The 14600-nt window shown below is 40.5% G+C and carries 15 protein-coding genes and 1 tRNA gene; 8 read left to right on the top strand and 8 right to left on the bottom strand.

The window, feature by feature from the left end; translation table 11 throughout:
- Positions 1-52 precede the first annotated feature (52 nt).
- The 4 genes from AN486_RS15480 to AN486_RS15465 all read left to right on the top strand — a co-directional run bounded on the left by AN486_RS15480 (position 53) and on the right by AN486_RS15465 (position 6760).
- On the top strand, positions 53-322 hold the full coding sequence (locus tag AN486_RS15480) for a YlxR family protein (RefSeq protein WP_053538412.1): 270 nt from the start codon (positions 53-55) through the stop codon (positions 320-322).
- Between the two features lie 441 nt (positions 323-763).
- Positions 764-3853 (top strand): translation initiation factor IF-2, encoded by a 3090-nt coding sequence (gene infB / locus AN486_RS15475; RefSeq protein ID WP_053538411.1) that lies wholly within the window; start codon positions 764-766, stop codon positions 3851-3853.
- Positions 3854-4365: 512 nt separating this feature from the next.
- Positions 4366-4614, top strand: coding sequence for a hypothetical protein (locus AN486_RS15470; RefSeq protein ID WP_290601418.1), 249 nt, complete (start codon positions 4366-4368; stop codon positions 4612-4614).
- Between the two features lie 490 nt (positions 4615-5104).
- A complete protein-coding gene (locus AN486_RS15465) occupies positions 5105-6760 on the top strand; it encodes a DUF1565 domain-containing protein (RefSeq protein WP_290601416.1) in 1656 nt (551 codons plus the stop codon).
- Positions 6761-6785: 25 nt separating this feature from the next.
- Here the strand turns inward: AN486_RS15465 and AN486_RS15460 are convergent, their stop codons facing one another.
- Positions 6786-7076 carry a DUF3493 domain-containing protein gene (locus AN486_RS15460; protein WP_039200401.1) on the bottom strand — a complete coding sequence of 97 codons (291 nt, stop codon included), beginning with the start codon at positions 7074-7076 and terminating at the stop codon, positions 6786-6788.
- Positions 7077-7109: 33 nt separating this feature from the next.
- Here AN486_RS15460 and AN486_RS15455 point away from each other — a divergent pair.
- Positions 7110-7181: transfer RNA gene (locus AN486_RS15455), tRNA-Thr, on the top strand.
- Between the two features lie 755 nt (positions 7182-7936).
- On the opposite strand, the gene AN486_RS15450 is transcribed toward AN486_RS15455, so the two are convergent.
- The 6 genes from AN486_RS15450 to AN486_RS15425 all read right to left on the bottom strand — a co-directional run bounded on the left by AN486_RS15450 (position 7937) and on the right by AN486_RS15425 (position 10319).
- Positions 7937-8191, bottom strand: a complete 255-nt coding sequence (locus tag AN486_RS15450; RefSeq protein ID WP_053538409.1) for a hypothetical protein — start codon at positions 8189-8191, stop codon at positions 7937-7939.
- Positions 8192-8236: 45 nt separating this feature from the next.
- Positions 8237-8818, bottom strand: a complete 582-nt coding sequence (gene rdgB, locus AN486_RS15445; RefSeq protein WP_053538408.1) for an RdgB/HAM1 family non-canonical purine NTP pyrophosphatase — start codon at positions 8816-8818, stop codon at positions 8237-8239.
- A 152-nt stretch (positions 8819-8970) separates the two neighbouring features.
- Positions 8971-9117 carry a hypothetical protein gene (locus AN486_RS15440; protein WP_233455593.1) on the bottom strand — a complete coding sequence of 49 codons (147 nt, stop codon included), beginning with the start codon at positions 9115-9117 and terminating at the stop codon, positions 8971-8973.
- 23 nt (positions 9118-9140) lie between these two features.
- Complete coding sequence (locus AN486_RS15435; protein WP_234413320.1) at positions 9141-9290, bottom strand: hypothetical protein; 150 nt, start codon at positions 9288-9290, stop codon at positions 9141-9143.
- A 239-nt stretch (positions 9291-9529) separates the two neighbouring features.
- A complete protein-coding gene (locus AN486_RS15430) occupies positions 9530-9823 on the bottom strand; it encodes a hypothetical protein (protein ID WP_039204548.1) in 294 nt (97 codons plus the stop codon).
- A 325-nt stretch (positions 9824-10148) separates the two neighbouring features.
- Positions 10149-10319, bottom strand: coding sequence for a chlorophyll a/b-binding protein (locus AN486_RS15425; RefSeq protein WP_027402036.1), 171 nt, complete (start codon positions 10317-10319; stop codon positions 10149-10151).
- 250 nt (positions 10320-10569) lie between these two features.
- Here AN486_RS15425 and ald point away from each other — a divergent pair, with 250 nt between their 5' ends.
- Complete coding sequence (gene ald, locus AN486_RS15420; RefSeq protein WP_290601410.1) at positions 10570-11661, top strand: alanine dehydrogenase; 1092 nt, start codon at positions 10570-10572, stop codon at positions 11659-11661.
- Between the two features lie 192 nt (positions 11662-11853).
- On the opposite strand, the gene AN486_RS15415 is transcribed toward ald, so the two are convergent.
- A complete protein-coding gene (locus AN486_RS15415) occupies positions 11854-12243 on the bottom strand; it encodes an MAPEG family protein (protein ID WP_015083489.1) in 390 nt (129 codons plus the stop codon).
- A gap of 79 nt (positions 12244-12322) precedes the next feature.
- Between AN486_RS15415 and AN486_RS15410 the strand changes: the two genes are divergently transcribed.
- Both AN486_RS15410 and AN486_RS15405 read left to right on the top strand, forming a co-directional pair.
- Complete coding sequence (locus tag AN486_RS15410; RefSeq protein ID WP_027402034.1) at positions 12323-13114, top strand: ABC transporter ATP-binding protein; 792 nt, start codon at positions 12323-12325, stop codon at positions 13112-13114.
- Between the two features lie 46 nt (positions 13115-13160).
- On the top strand, positions 13161-14585 hold the full coding sequence (locus tag AN486_RS15405) for an MlaD family protein (RefSeq protein ID WP_053538405.1): 1425 nt from the start codon (positions 13161-13163) through the stop codon (positions 14583-14585).
- Positions 14586-14600: the final 15 nt, after the last annotated feature.

Genomic DNA, 14600 nt, shown 5'->3' with positions numbered 1-14600 from the left:
AATACATTGTTTAGTATCAGGAAGATATCTAGCTGAATCTGGCAAAAGACTGATGAAACCGAACTATCGGCGTTGTATTAGTTGTCGTCAAGTCAACTTGAAACAAGAGTTTTGGCGGATTGTCCGCGTCTTTCCATCTGGAAAGGTACAATTAGATCAGGGCATGGGGCGTTCTGCCTATATCTGTCCGCAAGAGAGTTGCCTGCAACTAGCTCAGAAAAAAAATAGACTAGGAAGATCCCTGCATGGGACAGTGCCAGACACAGTGTATCAAGCATTGTGGCAACGTCTAAATCACGGCGATCGCCAAAATCGGATTTAATGGTAACAACTAAAATTGCGATAACCTCTAAAGATATTATGACAAAAGCCGAACTATTCACGCTCTGATCATAACCTTTAGTATCGCTCAAGTTAGTGCCAAAATAGTAAATGGATGTAACTAGCTTTCTCGATCTCCTTTTTTTGGACAAGACGCAAGGCATTACTCCCAAAAAGTTTTTTTTTGATTGTATTGTGGAAGACTCACAAATCAGCAAAACAAAAGAACCAAAAATGGCAACCTGGTAGCGTCAAATCGCAGTTCTGCATCAACCATCATTCCTGGTGGAGATGTCAGTATTAACCCGAAACATCTCTCTTTCCTAACTGGAGGCACCGGCAATATCACCAAGGGCAACCGAAAAAACAGTGATCAAAGGGTGGAGATGTCACAAACCAGGCAACCATCCATTAAAACTGTAAATTAAAGGGGAAAGAGTGGATGAACAACGGAAAAGTTAGAATCTATGACTTATCAAAGGAATTGAATTTGGACAATAAAGAGCTACTAGCAATTTGCGATCAGCTCGATATTGCGGTCAAAAGCCATAGCAGTACGATTTCCGAATCGGAAGCTGAACAAATTCGTAGCGCCGCCGAAAAAGTGGCTGCCGCGAATTTAGTCTCCAAAAAGGAACAGGGTAAAAACGGCCATAAACCAAATTCATCCCCAAACCGTTCCAGCGCCAATCACAAACAGCAAATTCTAGAAATTCGCAAACCGAAAATATTGAGAAACACTACTACCAACTCACCAGATACTTCAGTTGCTACTGACGCTACTGAGGCTAATAGTCCTTCACCTCCACGGCCTTTCGCTACACCTGTCTCATCTATGAAGCCGACGGCACCAACTCGACCAGTTCCCCGGAATCAATCCGAGACTCCGCTCAAACCTAATCCTACCCAACCGGAACAGGTGTCTAATCCTCAACCGGTGGCGGAAAAGGTAGTAGGGGAAAAATCAGAGAAGATATCTACTCCTAGACCTAAACCAGAGAAACCGCAAAAACCCCAATTGGTTTCGCCCCCTGCCAGAGTAGATGGCACAAAATCACCAGATACGCCGGTAGTCGGAACATCGGAAAAACCTCTGCTCAAACGCGATCGCACCCAGCGGGTCGAGGAAGACAGGCAACCAGTTAGAAGTAAGGTTAATAAGCCCTCATCTGACCAAAGTTCACCATCTGCACCACCTAAACCTAGTCGGGCTAATTCAGCAGCCCCGACAAGACCAGAACAGCGCAGTGGCAGGCCATCCGTTGGCGGTGATATTCAACGTCCTAGACCCGCACGTCCCGGTGAACCAGCAGCCATTCCCACGGCAACTCCACCCAGGCATAATGCCGGCAGCGCAAAAAAAGAATCATTGGATGAAACACCAATTGTTCCCGATCTCCTTGATTTAAAACGCCCTACACCCCCGCGTTTAAACAAAGGTGGGAAGAAATGGCAAGAAGAAGAAATCATTGACGAAATCAAAGAAAAGGCTAAGTTGGGACCTAAGGGCAAACGGGTCAAACCAATCTTAGAAGATGATTTACTCGATGAGGATGATTTAGATGAAAACGGTCTAGAAATTTCCACAACCGTCCAAGCTAGTCTCTCTATTGCCCGTCCACCCAAACCTAAAGGGACTCGTGCTGGTGCGCCAACTGTAGCTGTTGTAGCTGCTCCTACCACCAGAGGTAAGAAATCTAGTTCTTCCCGCGACCACAATCGTCGTCAAGAAAATATCGAGCAAAAACCAGATCGTCCAGCCACACTAGCTGTCACTGGTCCATTAACAGTCCAAGAGTTAGCTGATGCCTTAGTAATTGCCGATACAGAGATTGTCAAAATCCTGTTTATGAAAGGCATGGCTGTCAGTATCACCCAAAATTTGGATATTCCGACCATTACCCTAGTCGCCAAAGAACTAGAAGTAGAAGTCGAAATCGTCGAACGAGAAGCTGAAGCCCGGAAAGTCACAGAAATGATTGACGTGGCTGACTTGGATCATCTCATTCGTCGTCCTCCAGTTGTTACCATCATGGGTCACGTAGACCACGGTAAAACCACTCTCCTCGACTCAATTCGCAAAACCAAAGTTGCTTCTGGGGAAGCGGGCGGTATTACCCAACATATCGGCGCATATCATGTTGATATCGTCCATGAAGGTAAACCACAGCAGATTGTTTTCCTCGATACTCCTGGTCACGAAGCCTTCACCGCGATGCGTGCCAGAGGAGCTAGGGTGACAGATATTGCCGTTTTAGTCGTAGCTGCTGATGACGGTGTTCGTCCCCAAACCATCGAAGCTATTAGCCACGCTAAAGCCGCCGATGTTCCCATTGTTGTTGCCATCAACAAGATTGATAAAGAAGGCGCACAACCAGAACGGGTTAAACAGGAACTCACCAATTACGGTCTCACCGCTGAAGATTGGGGTGGTGAAACCATCATGGTTCCCGTTAGTGCCATTAAGGGCGAAAATCTCGATACCCTCCTAGAAATGATTATGTTGGTGTCGGAAGTAGCCGAACTATCCGCTAATCCAGATCGGGTCGCAAAAGGAACAGTCATTGAGGCTCATTTGGATAAGGCGAAAGGTGCAGTTGCTACCTTGCTGATTCAAAACGGTACTCTCCACGTTGGAGATATGCTGGTCGCTGGTTCAGCCTTCGGTAAAGTCCGAGCGATGGTAAATGATCGCGGTAAGCGTGTAGATATCGCTAGTCCATCCTTTGCTGTGGAAGTATTGGGTTTAAGTGATGTCCCTGCTGCTGGTGATGATTTCGAGGTTTATGAAAACGAAAAAGAAGCTCGTTCTATAGCCAGCGATCGCGCCGATAAGCAACGTCAGTCTCGATTGTTACAAGGTCGTGTCACTCTCACTACCCTGTCAGCACAAGCACAAGAAGGCGAGTTAAAAGAACTCAACCTCATCCTCAAAGGCGACGTACAAGGTTCTGTGGAAGCCATTATCGGCTCTCTGCGCCAAATTCCGCAAAACGAAGTCCAAATTCGGATGCTCCTAGCTACCGCTGGAGAAATCACCGAAACAGACATAGACTTAGCTGCTGCCAGTAACGCTGTGATCATTGGTTTCAACACCACCTACGCCAGTGGAGCTAGACAGGCTGCGGATGAAGCAGGTGTAGATGTTCGAGAATATAACATCATCTACAAACTCTTGGAAGATATCCAAGGTGCTTTAGAAGGTCTACTCGAACCAGAATTGGTGGAAGAACCTTTAGGACAAACAGAAGTTCGTGCTGTCTTCCCAGTTGGTCGTGGTGCTGTTGCCGGTTGTTATGTGCAATCTGGTAAACTCGTTCGCAACTGTAAAGTGCGCGTCCGTCGTCACAATAAGGTAGTCTATGAAGGTGTCCTCGATTCCCTCAAACGGATGAAAGAAGATGCCCGTGAAGTCAACGCAGGTTATGAATGTGGTATCGGCATTGATAAGTTCCATGACTGGGTGGAAAATGACATCATTGAATCCTACCAATTGGTAACTAAACGTCGGACTTTAACTATGACTAAGTAGTGACGTGCATCCAGCGTTGAGTGCTGAGTTGATGAGTGTTGAATTGAGACTGTTTCGAGTTCAACACTCAAATAATGTAAAATCAGCACTCCGCTTAAAAGGAGTTAGGAATTAATGAACCACGTTCGTGTCCCGTAGGGATAGAAACAAAAAACACGAAGGCAGAAGAAAGAAGGAAGAAATAGGTAAAATCCTGTTTGGGTCGGAGTTTCATTATCTATTGATGTCTTAACCCCCTGGGTTTGCTATAAATTTTAAAAAAATTCCCTGTTTAATTGAAAACAAGTTGTTTTAGAAATTTCTCGCAGAAAACTCTGCATTTAGTGATGAATGCGACAGAATTTTCAGGTATAAAACCATTATCTTGAAAACAGATTAAACAAAAATTTTCAATTTTAGGTTTGGGTAACTAGATTTACGTCTTTCCCGGGAATGTGAAATAAATTATCAATCTGAAATCTAAAATCCCAAATTGTCTAAATCTGGAAGTGAACAACAAGGAATGAGGAATTATGGCTCAATTTCCAACTTCTAGCAACTACGCGCATAGTACCAATAGCAAAGGCTATGTCAATGGTGAGCGTATAAATCATCAATTATCTGCTAATACTCAATTTTGGCATAACCTGAAATACGTGATTTCTGCTAGTTCTGGTTTTCAAAGATGGCAATTAGAATGTAACGCTCAATTACAAAGTTTACGTCTAGATCAGCAAGTACAAATGTATTTAAGAGAGACTTTAGAAACTTTAGCTTATTAACCCTTTGACAAAACAAATATTTACCAATTGCTTTAAGCAAGGACTTTGGGGATAAGAAATCTTATCCTCAATTTTTATGTATAACAGAGAACAACAATAATAATTGGAGTTTAGACTAAGGGAACACCAAAAAATAAATTACCCAATTTTGTGGGATGGACATACTATGGCTAACGCCACGCTACGCTATCGACAAGCTCAGCACAAGTCCTGCCCGTCCTTGATGATTAGCGGGCTTTTCGTCCCGCACCACAAGAAATTTTTGGGTATTTTTTTAATTGGAAGTCCTTAAGTTTGTTACTCGTCCTACCATACCACATGATGTCTAGATATGTCTAGTATGTCATGGTAAATTGCGTTCTATATTCTCTCTAGAGAACTCTACAAAAAGAAATTTTCAATGTCATTATATAAGTTTTGCAGATGAATATCTGTTACACTGCACTCTTGTGAAAGTACCATAATTAAAAGCACATAATTCAGTAAAAAAATGAAAAATCAGGGTTTTCACATTTCTCGTTTATCTTTACAGACCAGTCTCACCGCTTTGTTATTAGTTGCTGGTAGTTCTCCTCTCATACTTAGTCAACTTAAAGCTGGTGCGTCCCCAACTTTAACAGCCCAAGTACCAGCTAGTGGGACTGTCATTTACGTTAACTCTGTCACTGGAAAAGATACTTCCGGTAATGGAACTACAGAAGCCCCCTATAAAACTATCACTTTTGCCCTTTCTAAAGCTACAGCCGGGACGGTTGTTCAGGTTGCTCCTGGAAACTATAGTAAAGATAGTGGTGAAACATTCCCCCTTGTTCTCAATTCTGGAGTCACGCTTCAAGGTAATGAATCCAACAAAGGTGAAGGAATCGTCATTATCGGTGGTGGCTATTACACCAGTCGCACTTTTGCTAGACAGGACATTACCCTGTTAGCGAATAATGGCACTATCATTACAGGTTTAACTTTTACCAACCCGAATTCACGGGGAACGGCTGTATGGGTAGAATCCAGTAACCCTGTAATCAAAAATAGTACCTTTATTAACAGCATCCGAGAAGGGATTTTTGTGACAGGTACGGGAAATCCCCAAATTGAAAATAACATCTTTTTGAAAAATAAGGGGAATGGAATTTCCGTAGCTAAATCGGCTCAAGGTGTGATTCGTGGCAATTTGTTTCAAGATACTGGTTTTGGTGTAGCGATTGGTGGTAGTTCCACACCTTTATTAGAAAGTAACAATATCACCCAAAATACAGACGGTCTTTTTATCTCGGAAACTGCAAAACCCATACTCCGTAAAAATGCCATTCGCAGTAATAAACGAGATGGTATTGTCGCTACTATTAGTGCAGTTCCTGACTTGGGTACGAGTGAAAATCCTGGTGGTAACCTCATCCGTGATAATGCCCGTTATGACGTGAACAATGCCACTAAAGCTGGCAAAATTGTCGCTATTGGTAACGATATCAACGAGAAGCGGATTTTTGGTGCTGTGGATTTTGTCGCGGCTAAGGTGACTACACCTCCCGATAACAATACTGGGAATACTGGAAATACTGGAAATACTGCTTTTAAAGATGTGCAAACAGGTTATTGGGCAAAAGCTTACATTGAAGCCTTAGCTTCTCAAAATATTATCGCTGGTTTTCCAGATGGTAGTTTTAAACCCAATGAACCTGTAACTCGCGCTCAATTTGCTGCCATTATCAATAAGGCTTTTAAACCTTCAGCAACACGCAAAGGCATTACTTTTAACGATGTCAAAAGCAATTATTGGGCTTATAGCGCCATTCAAACAGCTTCTAGTAGTCCGTTCCTGTCTGGTTATCCTGATTTAACCTTTAAACCAGAACAACAAATTCCTAGAGTGCAAGCAATAGTTGCTTTAGCTAATGGTTTGGGTTTAACTGCGAATACTCAGACTGTGATTAACTTCTATACTGATGCTAGTCAAATTCCCAGTTATGCAGTTAGTCCAGTAGCAGCCGCAACTTCACGGCAATTAGTCATTAACTATCCTACTGTTAAAGAGCTTGCACCTCAGCGTCAAGCAACTAGAGCCGAGATTGCGGCTTTTGTCTATCAAGCCCTAGTTAATGCTGGTCGTGTTCAACCCATTAATTCTCCATATTTGGTAACTGGTAAGTAGGTAGAGGCAGAGGGCAGGGAAATATTTACTCTTGCCTTTTGCCTTTTGCCTCTTGCCTATTCTTCCTGTTTTCCCATTTCCAGAGAAACACCATTAACCCAATTACTCCTAGCTGGATTGCGAAATTAGGCGCTGCTTGTTCAATATCGCGTCCTGCTAGGAGTTGAAAGAAGAAGACGAATGCACCAATAAAGCCAGAAGCACCGACACCAATATAGATAAATTGCCTTAACCCTCGATAGGGTGCGGCTACTTCGGCTTTGAGGCGTTCATATTGTTGCGGGTTGAGATTTTTTGGAGAATTTGGTTTTATCATCAATAAATTATGTTATGATGTGTAACTGTGTACGCCGATGTGGCTCAGGGGTAGAGCAACTGATTCGTAATCAGTAGGTCGTGAGTTCAAATCTCATCATCGGCTTTAAGTAATATATACTCTAAACGGCTTTGTCCTTTGATTCTATAGGTAGGGGTAAAGTAAAAGCTTATTGGTGTCAACTTAAGTTAAAAATGGCTTATCTGTTGCCTTCCACAACCGCCAGGGAATGAATTCCCTGTCTCATAGCTTAATTCCATTGAAACGTACTAATACACGGCGTAAGTGAATAAATCATTTTCAAGCCTTGTAATCAATCAAATTTTCAGAGATTTTAATGATCATGTTATTTACGCCAACCTGTACTAGGTAATGAGAATCATAATCAGCAGATAATTTGAGGGTTTTTGCTAGAGTTAGTGCCATTTCGTGAACTTGGGGAAATTGAGAACTTCCATAAAGAACTATCCCCAAATTAACGCATCTTGCAAAGCTTTTTTTGTCTCCTCAATGGTTAATAAATTTGCTTGATTCATGCGATGTAAAGCATTAGTGATTTCATAATAAAATAATGTGGGAGCAATAATAGTATCAGAATTTTGTTGCCAATTTTACCACAAGATCCAGATCCCCGACTTCTTAGATCAATTTACATTTTATTGACAAGATTAAAAAAGAAGTCGGGGATCTTCTTTACGCTAGCTTTATTTTCCGCTTCTTGTCTGATAGTATCTGTGATGGTATCAATGGGAAGAGTAAATTCTACTTTAGTCATAAGATCACAATTTTCTATTTGTAAGTAGTTCTCATTCTCAAAAAACTTGATACTATATATAATATCATTTCTAAAACAACTTTCATTATTCGTTATTTTCCCTGCGAACTTCTCGCACAATTTCACAAATCTCTTCTGTTGTCAAAGGATGAGGATCATTTACTGCTTCTCTTCTTTTCCTTAATTCATTCCAATCAAATTTAGCAGCTTTTTTAAAAAAAATACCATCTTCAGTCATGGTAACTGAATATTTTTGACCATTAACAAATTGTTCTCGAATTTCTGGAGGAAGTTCTAGGTTTCCTTCTGGTGTGAAAGTAATAGTAATTGTTTGTTCCATAATTACCTCATTTACTTACTTTTCAAAACAAAATAATACTATATATTATAGTATATCTAGAGCTTTTAATCGGGGAACTAAAGCTTTTAAAGCATTACCACGATGACTAATTGATTTTTTTAAATCCGTCGTCATTTGAGCAAAAGTCAATTGTTTATCTGGTACATAAAAAACCGGATCATAACCAAAACCACCATCTCCAGAAGGTGCAAACAAAATTTCCCCGTGACAAATACCCTCAGATTGAATTACTATTTCTCCTTGAGGATTTGCAACTGCGATCGCACACACAAATTGAGCTTGGCGATTTTCCTGATCACCTAATTCTCTCAATAACCTCTCAATCCGTTCTGTATCCGTGTTCCCATAACGAGCAGAATACACCCCCGGCGCACCATTGAGGGTATCTACCTTTAAACCAGAGTCATCAGCGATCGCCCAACTACCCGTAACTTTAGCAATTTCTGAGGCTTTCAGACAAGCATTTTCCGCAAAGGTTTCTCCCGTTTCTTCCACATCTAAATCTTCCGGTTTTAAAGCTAATTCCCAACCAGAATCAGCTAAGTAAGCTTGCATTTCCTTCAATTTTCCGGGGTTTCCTGTCGCTACTACGAGTAATTTAGTCATCAGTTGTTAGTTGTTAATAAAAAGGTAATTACAGCGGTTTCCGCTCTTATGAGCTACATCTTAGCCCCCTCATCGCTTGCGGGGAGGGGGTTGGGGGTGGGGTTCTTGTATTTCACTCAACCAAGAACCGCCATATCAAATTCTGAGATTATTTATGCTAAATTTTCCGAGAAATTGACTTTTTTATATAATTGCTTTAAAGATAATTCTACATTAATTGATGACAAATTTATCATAGCATCTTCAGTTTCATACTCCGTTAAAATCCATTGATTTTCCGAAGTTTTCACATATTGCATCACATAATATTTAGTTTGGTCAATTAAAATATATTCTTTAAATTCAGGAATTGAGCGATAATAAAGAAACATTCGTTTTTATAATCAGCTTTTTTTTCTAATTCTAAATATTCTTCTGGTGTATAGTAAGCTGTAACTACTTTGATTTCTTGGGTAGTAGTTTGTAATTTCATAGATCTATTTAGTAATAGTTACTAAGAGACTTCCAAATAAAAAAATGTCCCAAAACTGATGCAAAAATTCTCTCTCTGTGTACTCTGTGCCTCTGTGGTTCGTTTCTTGGGATAATTTATTTCTTGGAAGTCTCTAATTGAATTTTACCTGATTTTGAATAGTTTGATAATCACTAAATTACAAAACCCGTAGGGGCGCAGGGCTTGCGCCCTAATTTATATTACATTCAAAGGTTTTACTACTGACGGGGTTTCTTCTTGGAAACCTTTAATACAGGTAAAGGGTCAGCGGAAGACTGAGGAGGTAAATAATATTGAGCAACAGGTTCTTCTGGTAAAGCCGGACGCTGCTGCATTCGCCATAATTTAAAGACGAGAGCTATTCCGGCTGTTCCTAAACCAAAGGTGAAAAGTGACCAACTATCATCCAAACCACCAATCAGCGCATCTATTGTTCCCACTGTTATCAACGCACTAATGATAGGTTCTTTGCGGTAGGCTGACTTTAAAAAACGAGGTAATACAGCATTCATCACAGCTTACTTAGTTCCAATTAGAGTTTTTGTATAAATTTACTCAGAATATCCCAACTAAAATTTGTCTGTTTCATCAAAGGCAAATAATAGCACGAACAATTGTAATTTCCTTTGGCAACAAAGGGAGTACGGTAATTAACACCCACAGAAGTAATTGCTTTGAGGATCATCACAGTTATTTCTATTGTACTAGGACTGAGGCACTAAGTTAACTTGGGGAAACAGCCTGAGAGGACAAAAATAAACCGAAAACTAATGTAGAGACGTTCCATAGAACGTCTCTACACCCAATTCATACTATCAGTAACGCCAAATTAAAAGTCTACTTTAAACCGAGCCATGCAAGTACACCTTGATTGGTAACGTATTCAATTACTACCATTAAAATAAAGCCGATCATTGCCGCTCTGCCATTTAAACGTTCAGCATATTCATTGAAACCAAATTTAGGTTCTTCTAATTTGGGGGTGATGGTTGGTTGTTGTTGTGTCATAATCAGTGATTCCTTTCTTGATAATTGGCAAACAAAAATTTACAGGGATTTTTCAAGTAAATTGCTGAAGATGGTCGTCGGTACTTAACAATTTTTAATTATTCTTTATCTATTGTAAGAAGACTGGCGGATTAGTCAAGGTGTAGCGTGAGGGAGAATAAAAATTTTGCATTTTGAATTACTGAATACGGAAATAATCAGCTAGGTACTGGCACGCTAAAGTGAAACAATCAAATATAAGAGGCTATCAATGGAAATTGGTGTTCCCAAGGAAACTAAAGATCAAGAATTTCGGGTAGGTTTAAGTCCTTCCAGTGTTCGGGTATTACGGGAAAATGGTAATAATATTTTTGTAGAAAGTGAAGCTGGTACTGGCGCGGGATTTACTGATGAAGACTACCGCAATGCTGGGGCAGAAATTGTCAATACTGCCGATGCTGCTTGGAATCGGGAGTTAGTTATTAAGGTAAAAGAACCTTTGGTGAGCGAGTATAAATTATTGCAAAAGGAGCAATTGTTATTTACTTATTTACATTTAGCGGCGAATCGCCAGTTAACAGAATATTTAATTGATTGTGGCACTTGTGCGATCGCTTATGAAACCGTAGAACAACCAGGAGCAAATAAACTTCCCCTACTCACCCCCATGAGTATTGTTGCTGGTCGGTTAGCCGTACAATTTGGCGCAAGATTCCTAGAACGTCAACAAGGAGGCAGAGGCGTACTTTTAGGCGGTATCCCCGGAGTCAAAGCTGGTAAAGTCGTAATTTTAGGTGGTGGTGTCGTCGGTACAGAAGCCGCTAAAATCGCCGTCGGTATGGGTGCATTGGTGCAAATCTTAGATGTCAACGTGGAACGTCTATCTTACTTAGAAACCTTGTTTGGGTCGAGAGTAGAACTACTTTACAGCAACTCCGCCCATATTGAAGCCGCAGTCAAAGATGCCGATTTACTCATTGGTGCAGTCTTAATTCCTGGCAAAAAAGCCCCCATTTTAGTATCTCGTGAATTAGTTAAACAAATGCGCCCTGGTTCAGTGATTGTAGATGTTGCTGTTGATCAAGGTGGATGTGTAGAAACATTACATCCTACATCCCACACTAAACCAGTATACATTGATGAGGGAGTCGTACATTATGGTGTTCCTAATATGCCGGGAGCAGTGCCTTGGACATCCACGCAAGCCCTAAATAACAGTACCCTACCCTATACTGTCCAGTTAGCAAATCTCGGACTGAAAGCCTTAGACATTAACCCAGCCTTAGCAAAAGGTTTAAATGTCCAAAATCACCGTCTTGTACATCCTGCTGTGCAAGAAGTGTTTCCCGATTTAGTTGGGTGATTGGTGATTGGTAATTGGTGATTGGTGATTGGTGATTGGTGATTGGTGATTGGTGATTGGTGATTGGTGATTGGTGATTGGTGATTGGTGATTGGTGATTGGTGATTGGTGATTGGTGATTGGTGATTGGTGATTGGTGATTGGTGATTGGTAAAATTTAACCCAGTCTCTCCCCAGTCCTCAGTCCCCAATCTACTTCACCATAGATAAAATAATCCCCACCAGCGAACCAAGAATTAGCACGATACCGCTGAGAGAACTAATTGCAAAACCAGGACCGCGTTTTTCAGCAGCTTGATAATATCCCCAAGCATAAGCAATTCTTCCTACTATCCAAGCTGCACCGAGAGCAGAACCCCAAATAGGACTAACATAAATAGAAAACAACCATAAAGCCGGGATAAATAAAGCTAGTTGTTCCAAGGTATTTTGTTGTACCCTTAGCACTCTTTCAAAATCCAGGTTTCCTGTAGTCTGCGGTACAGGGACTTGATATTTAGCTCTAGCTATACCAACATTAATTGTCACTACAAAATATAGTATAAGTGCGGAAACAGTAACTAAACTAGGATAAGGAGACATAGACTTGAGTAAAATGGGAAAATAACGTGCTTTACAAAATATTATAGGTGACAGATGAGAATTTAATTACTAACTAGCAATGACAGAAACATTAGAACCATTAATTGAATTAAAAGGTATTTCTAAAACTTTTGGTAACAACAAGGTTTTAGATAACGTTGATTTAAAAATATACCGAGGACAAGCACTAGGAATAATTGGCCCTTCGGGAACTGGTAAATCAACGGTTTTAAGGATTATAGCCGGATTATTAAAACCTGATGAAGGGGAAATTTATATTCAAGGAGTACGCAGAGAGGGTTTAATAGAAGATGCTGCTGATCCGGTGGGAATTGGTATGGTATTTCAGCAAGCGGCTCTATTTGACTCTTTGACAGTCGAAGAAAACATTGGATTTCTACTTTATCAACATTCTCGACTCAAGCGATCGCACATTCGGGAATTAGTCAATCAAAAATTAGAATTGGTAGGACTAGCAGATATTAGTCACCTTTACCCATCAGAACTTTCTGGAGGAATGCGAAAAAGAGTCAGTTTTGCTCGTGCTATTATGTCAAATCCTCAACGTCCTACAGATAGTCCAGAGGTTTTATTATACGATGAACCTACAGCCGGATTAGATCCCATTGCCTCAACGGTAATTGAGGACTTAATCCGTGACTTACAAAATACACAAGGAGTCTGTAGTACTTACTCCATTGTAACTCACCAAGAAAGCACTATTCGGCGGACATCCGATCAAATAGTATTTCTTTATCAAGGAAAAGTGCAATGGCAAGGTACAGTAGTTGCCTTAGATCATACAGAAAATCCCCTAATTAGACAATTTATGAGTGGAAGTGTACATGGACCAATTCAAGTAGTTGGTTAAGTACCAAATCAAATTGCTGAGTTTAACGCTATCAGTGGAGGAATAAATGCGAGGTCTAATTAGCAGTTTCACGTCTGCACGCATGATGAGAGAAGGTTCTGTAGGATTGTTGCTCCTGGTGGGGTTAGGCGCATTTGGCACAATTTTACTGTGGTTAAATAGAATCACCCCTGGAGAAACTTCTTACAGAGCAATTATCGAATTTGCCAATGCTGGGGGAATGCAAAAGGGTTCAGTAGTCCGTTTTCGGGGTGTGAAAGTGGGAACTATCACCAAGGTTCAACCCGGAACAAATGCCATTGATGTGGAAATTCAAATTAACTCCCCTGATTTAATAATTCCCAGTAATTCCCTCATTGAAGCTAATCAAAGTGGATTAATTAGCGAAAATATTATTGAAATTACTCCCAAAGGAGATTTACCAGGGAAGTTATCTGCCAAACCTCTAGATAAAGACTGTAATTCTAGCTTGATTATTTGTAATGGTTCTCGATTAAGAGGGACAATTGGCATCAGTGTAGATGAACTGATGCGTCAATCAACTATTTTTGCGGCTCAATATAGTAACGAAAAGTTCTATAAAAATGTGAATCGCACCTTAGAAACCTCGGCTAATGCTGCTGCTAATATCGCCGATTTAAGTAAGGATTTACAAGATTTGAGCAAAACCTTCAAAGGACAAATAAGTGTATTTTCTGGTACGGCATCTACATTACAACGCTCTACAGCCCAATTAACTACAACTGCTACCAAAACCGCAGATCAATTAGGGACAACAGCTAAGGATTTTAGTATCACAGCTAAACAAGCAAATCGCTTACTAACAAATTTAGATAATCTCATCACTACCAATCGTTCTTCTTTAGTTGGTACTTTAAATAGTATGACGGAGACCAGTAATCAACTTCGTCAAACAGTTACAAGTTTATCACCTGCCATTAATCGCTTAACTCAAGGACAATTATTAACCAATTTAGAAACCCTATCGGCAAATGCAGCCGAAGCTTCTGTGAATTTAAAAGATGCCTCTAAAACTTTAAATGATCCAAAAAACATTGTTTTACTGCAACAAACCTTAGATGCGGCGAGAGCAACATTTGAAAATACCCAAAAAATCACCGCGGATTTAGATGAATTAACAGGTGATCCTAAGTTTCGTCAAAATATGTTGCGATTGGTAAATGGTCTGAGTAAATTAGTTTCTTCTAGCAAAGACATTCAGGAAAAAACCAAGGTAGCTGTAACTCTAGATGGTCTCAAAGCTGATGCTAATCAATCAAAGGTAGTAATTACCGCACCTGTTTCCGAAAAACAAATATTAGTAATCAATCCCCAACCCAAAATAGTGGAGAAAGTGGAAACAACCCCCGCACCAGTCCCAGAACCACCCAATTTATCCCAAGAACAACTCCTCCAGCAACTTAGAGAATATCGAGAGAAGGGAATAGGGAACAGGGAACAGGAGAAGTAGGGGGAGTGGGGGGAG

The sequence above is a fragment of the Anabaena sp. AL93 genome (assembly GCF_001672085.1).
Taxonomy (GTDB): domain Bacteria; phylum Cyanobacteriota; class Cyanobacteriia; order Cyanobacteriales; family Nostocaceae; genus Dolichospermum; species Dolichospermum heterosporum.
The sequence above is the reverse complement of the archived record's forward strand: the minus strand, read 5'-3'. Positions and strand labels throughout refer to the sequence as shown.

What these genes read in the sequence shown, in the direction of transcription:
- AN486_RS15470 (WP_290601418.1), top strand. Translation starts at nt 4,366, where the DNA reads ATGGCTCAATTTCCAACTTCTAGCAACTACGCGCATAGTACCAATAGC.
- AN486_RS15435 (WP_234413320.1), bottom strand. Translation starts at nt 9,290, where the DNA reads ATGAAATTACAAACTACTACCCAAGAAATCAAAGTAGTTACAGCTTAC.
- AN486_RS15450 (WP_053538409.1), bottom strand. Translation starts at nt 8,191, where the DNA reads ATGGAACAAACAATTACTATTACTTTCACACCAGAAGGAAACCTAGAA.
- AN486_RS15415 (WP_015083489.1), bottom strand. Translation starts at nt 12,243, where the DNA reads ATGTCTCCTTATCCTAGTTTAGTTACTGTTTCCGCACTTATACTATAT.
- AN486_RS15405 (WP_053538405.1), top strand. Translation starts at nt 13,161, where the DNA reads ATGCGAGGTCTAATTAGCAGTTTCACGTCTGCACGCATGATGAGAGAA.
- AN486_RS15465 (WP_290601416.1), top strand. Translation starts at nt 5,105, where the DNA reads ATGAAAAATCAGGGTTTTCACATTTCTCGTTTATCTTTACAGACCAGT.
- AN486_RS15410 (WP_027402034.1), top strand. Translation starts at nt 12,323, where the DNA reads ATGACAGAAACATTAGAACCATTAATTGAATTAAAAGGTATTTCTAAA.
- AN486_RS15480 (WP_053538412.1), top strand. Translation starts at nt 53, where the DNA reads ATGAAACCGAACTATCGGCGTTGTATTAGTTGTCGTCAAGTCAACTTG.
- AN486_RS15430 (WP_039204548.1), bottom strand. Translation starts at nt 9,823, where the DNA reads ATGAATGCTGTATTACCTCGTTTTTTAAAGTCAGCCTACCGCAAAGAA.
- AN486_RS15425 (WP_027402036.1), bottom strand. Translation starts at nt 10,319, where the DNA reads ATGACACAACAACAACCAACCATCACCCCCAAATTAGAAGAACCTAAA.
- rdgB (WP_053538408.1), bottom strand. Translation starts at nt 8,818, where the DNA reads ATGACTAAATTACTCGTAGTAGCGACAGGAAACCCCGGAAAATTGAAG.
- AN486_RS15460 (WP_039200401.1), bottom strand. Translation starts at nt 7,076, where the DNA reads ATGATAAAACCAAATTCTCCAAAAAATCTCAACCCGCAACAATATGAA.
- ald (WP_290601410.1), top strand. Translation starts at nt 10,570, where the DNA reads ATGGAAATTGGTGTTCCCAAGGAAACTAAAGATCAAGAATTTCGGGTA.
- infB (WP_053538411.1), top strand. Translation starts at nt 764, where the DNA reads ATGAACAACGGAAAAGTTAGAATCTATGACTTATCAAAGGAATTGAAT.
- AN486_RS15440 (WP_233455593.1), bottom strand. Translation starts at nt 9,117, where the DNA reads ATGCAATATGTGAAAACTTCGGAAAATCAATGGATTTTAACGGAGTAT.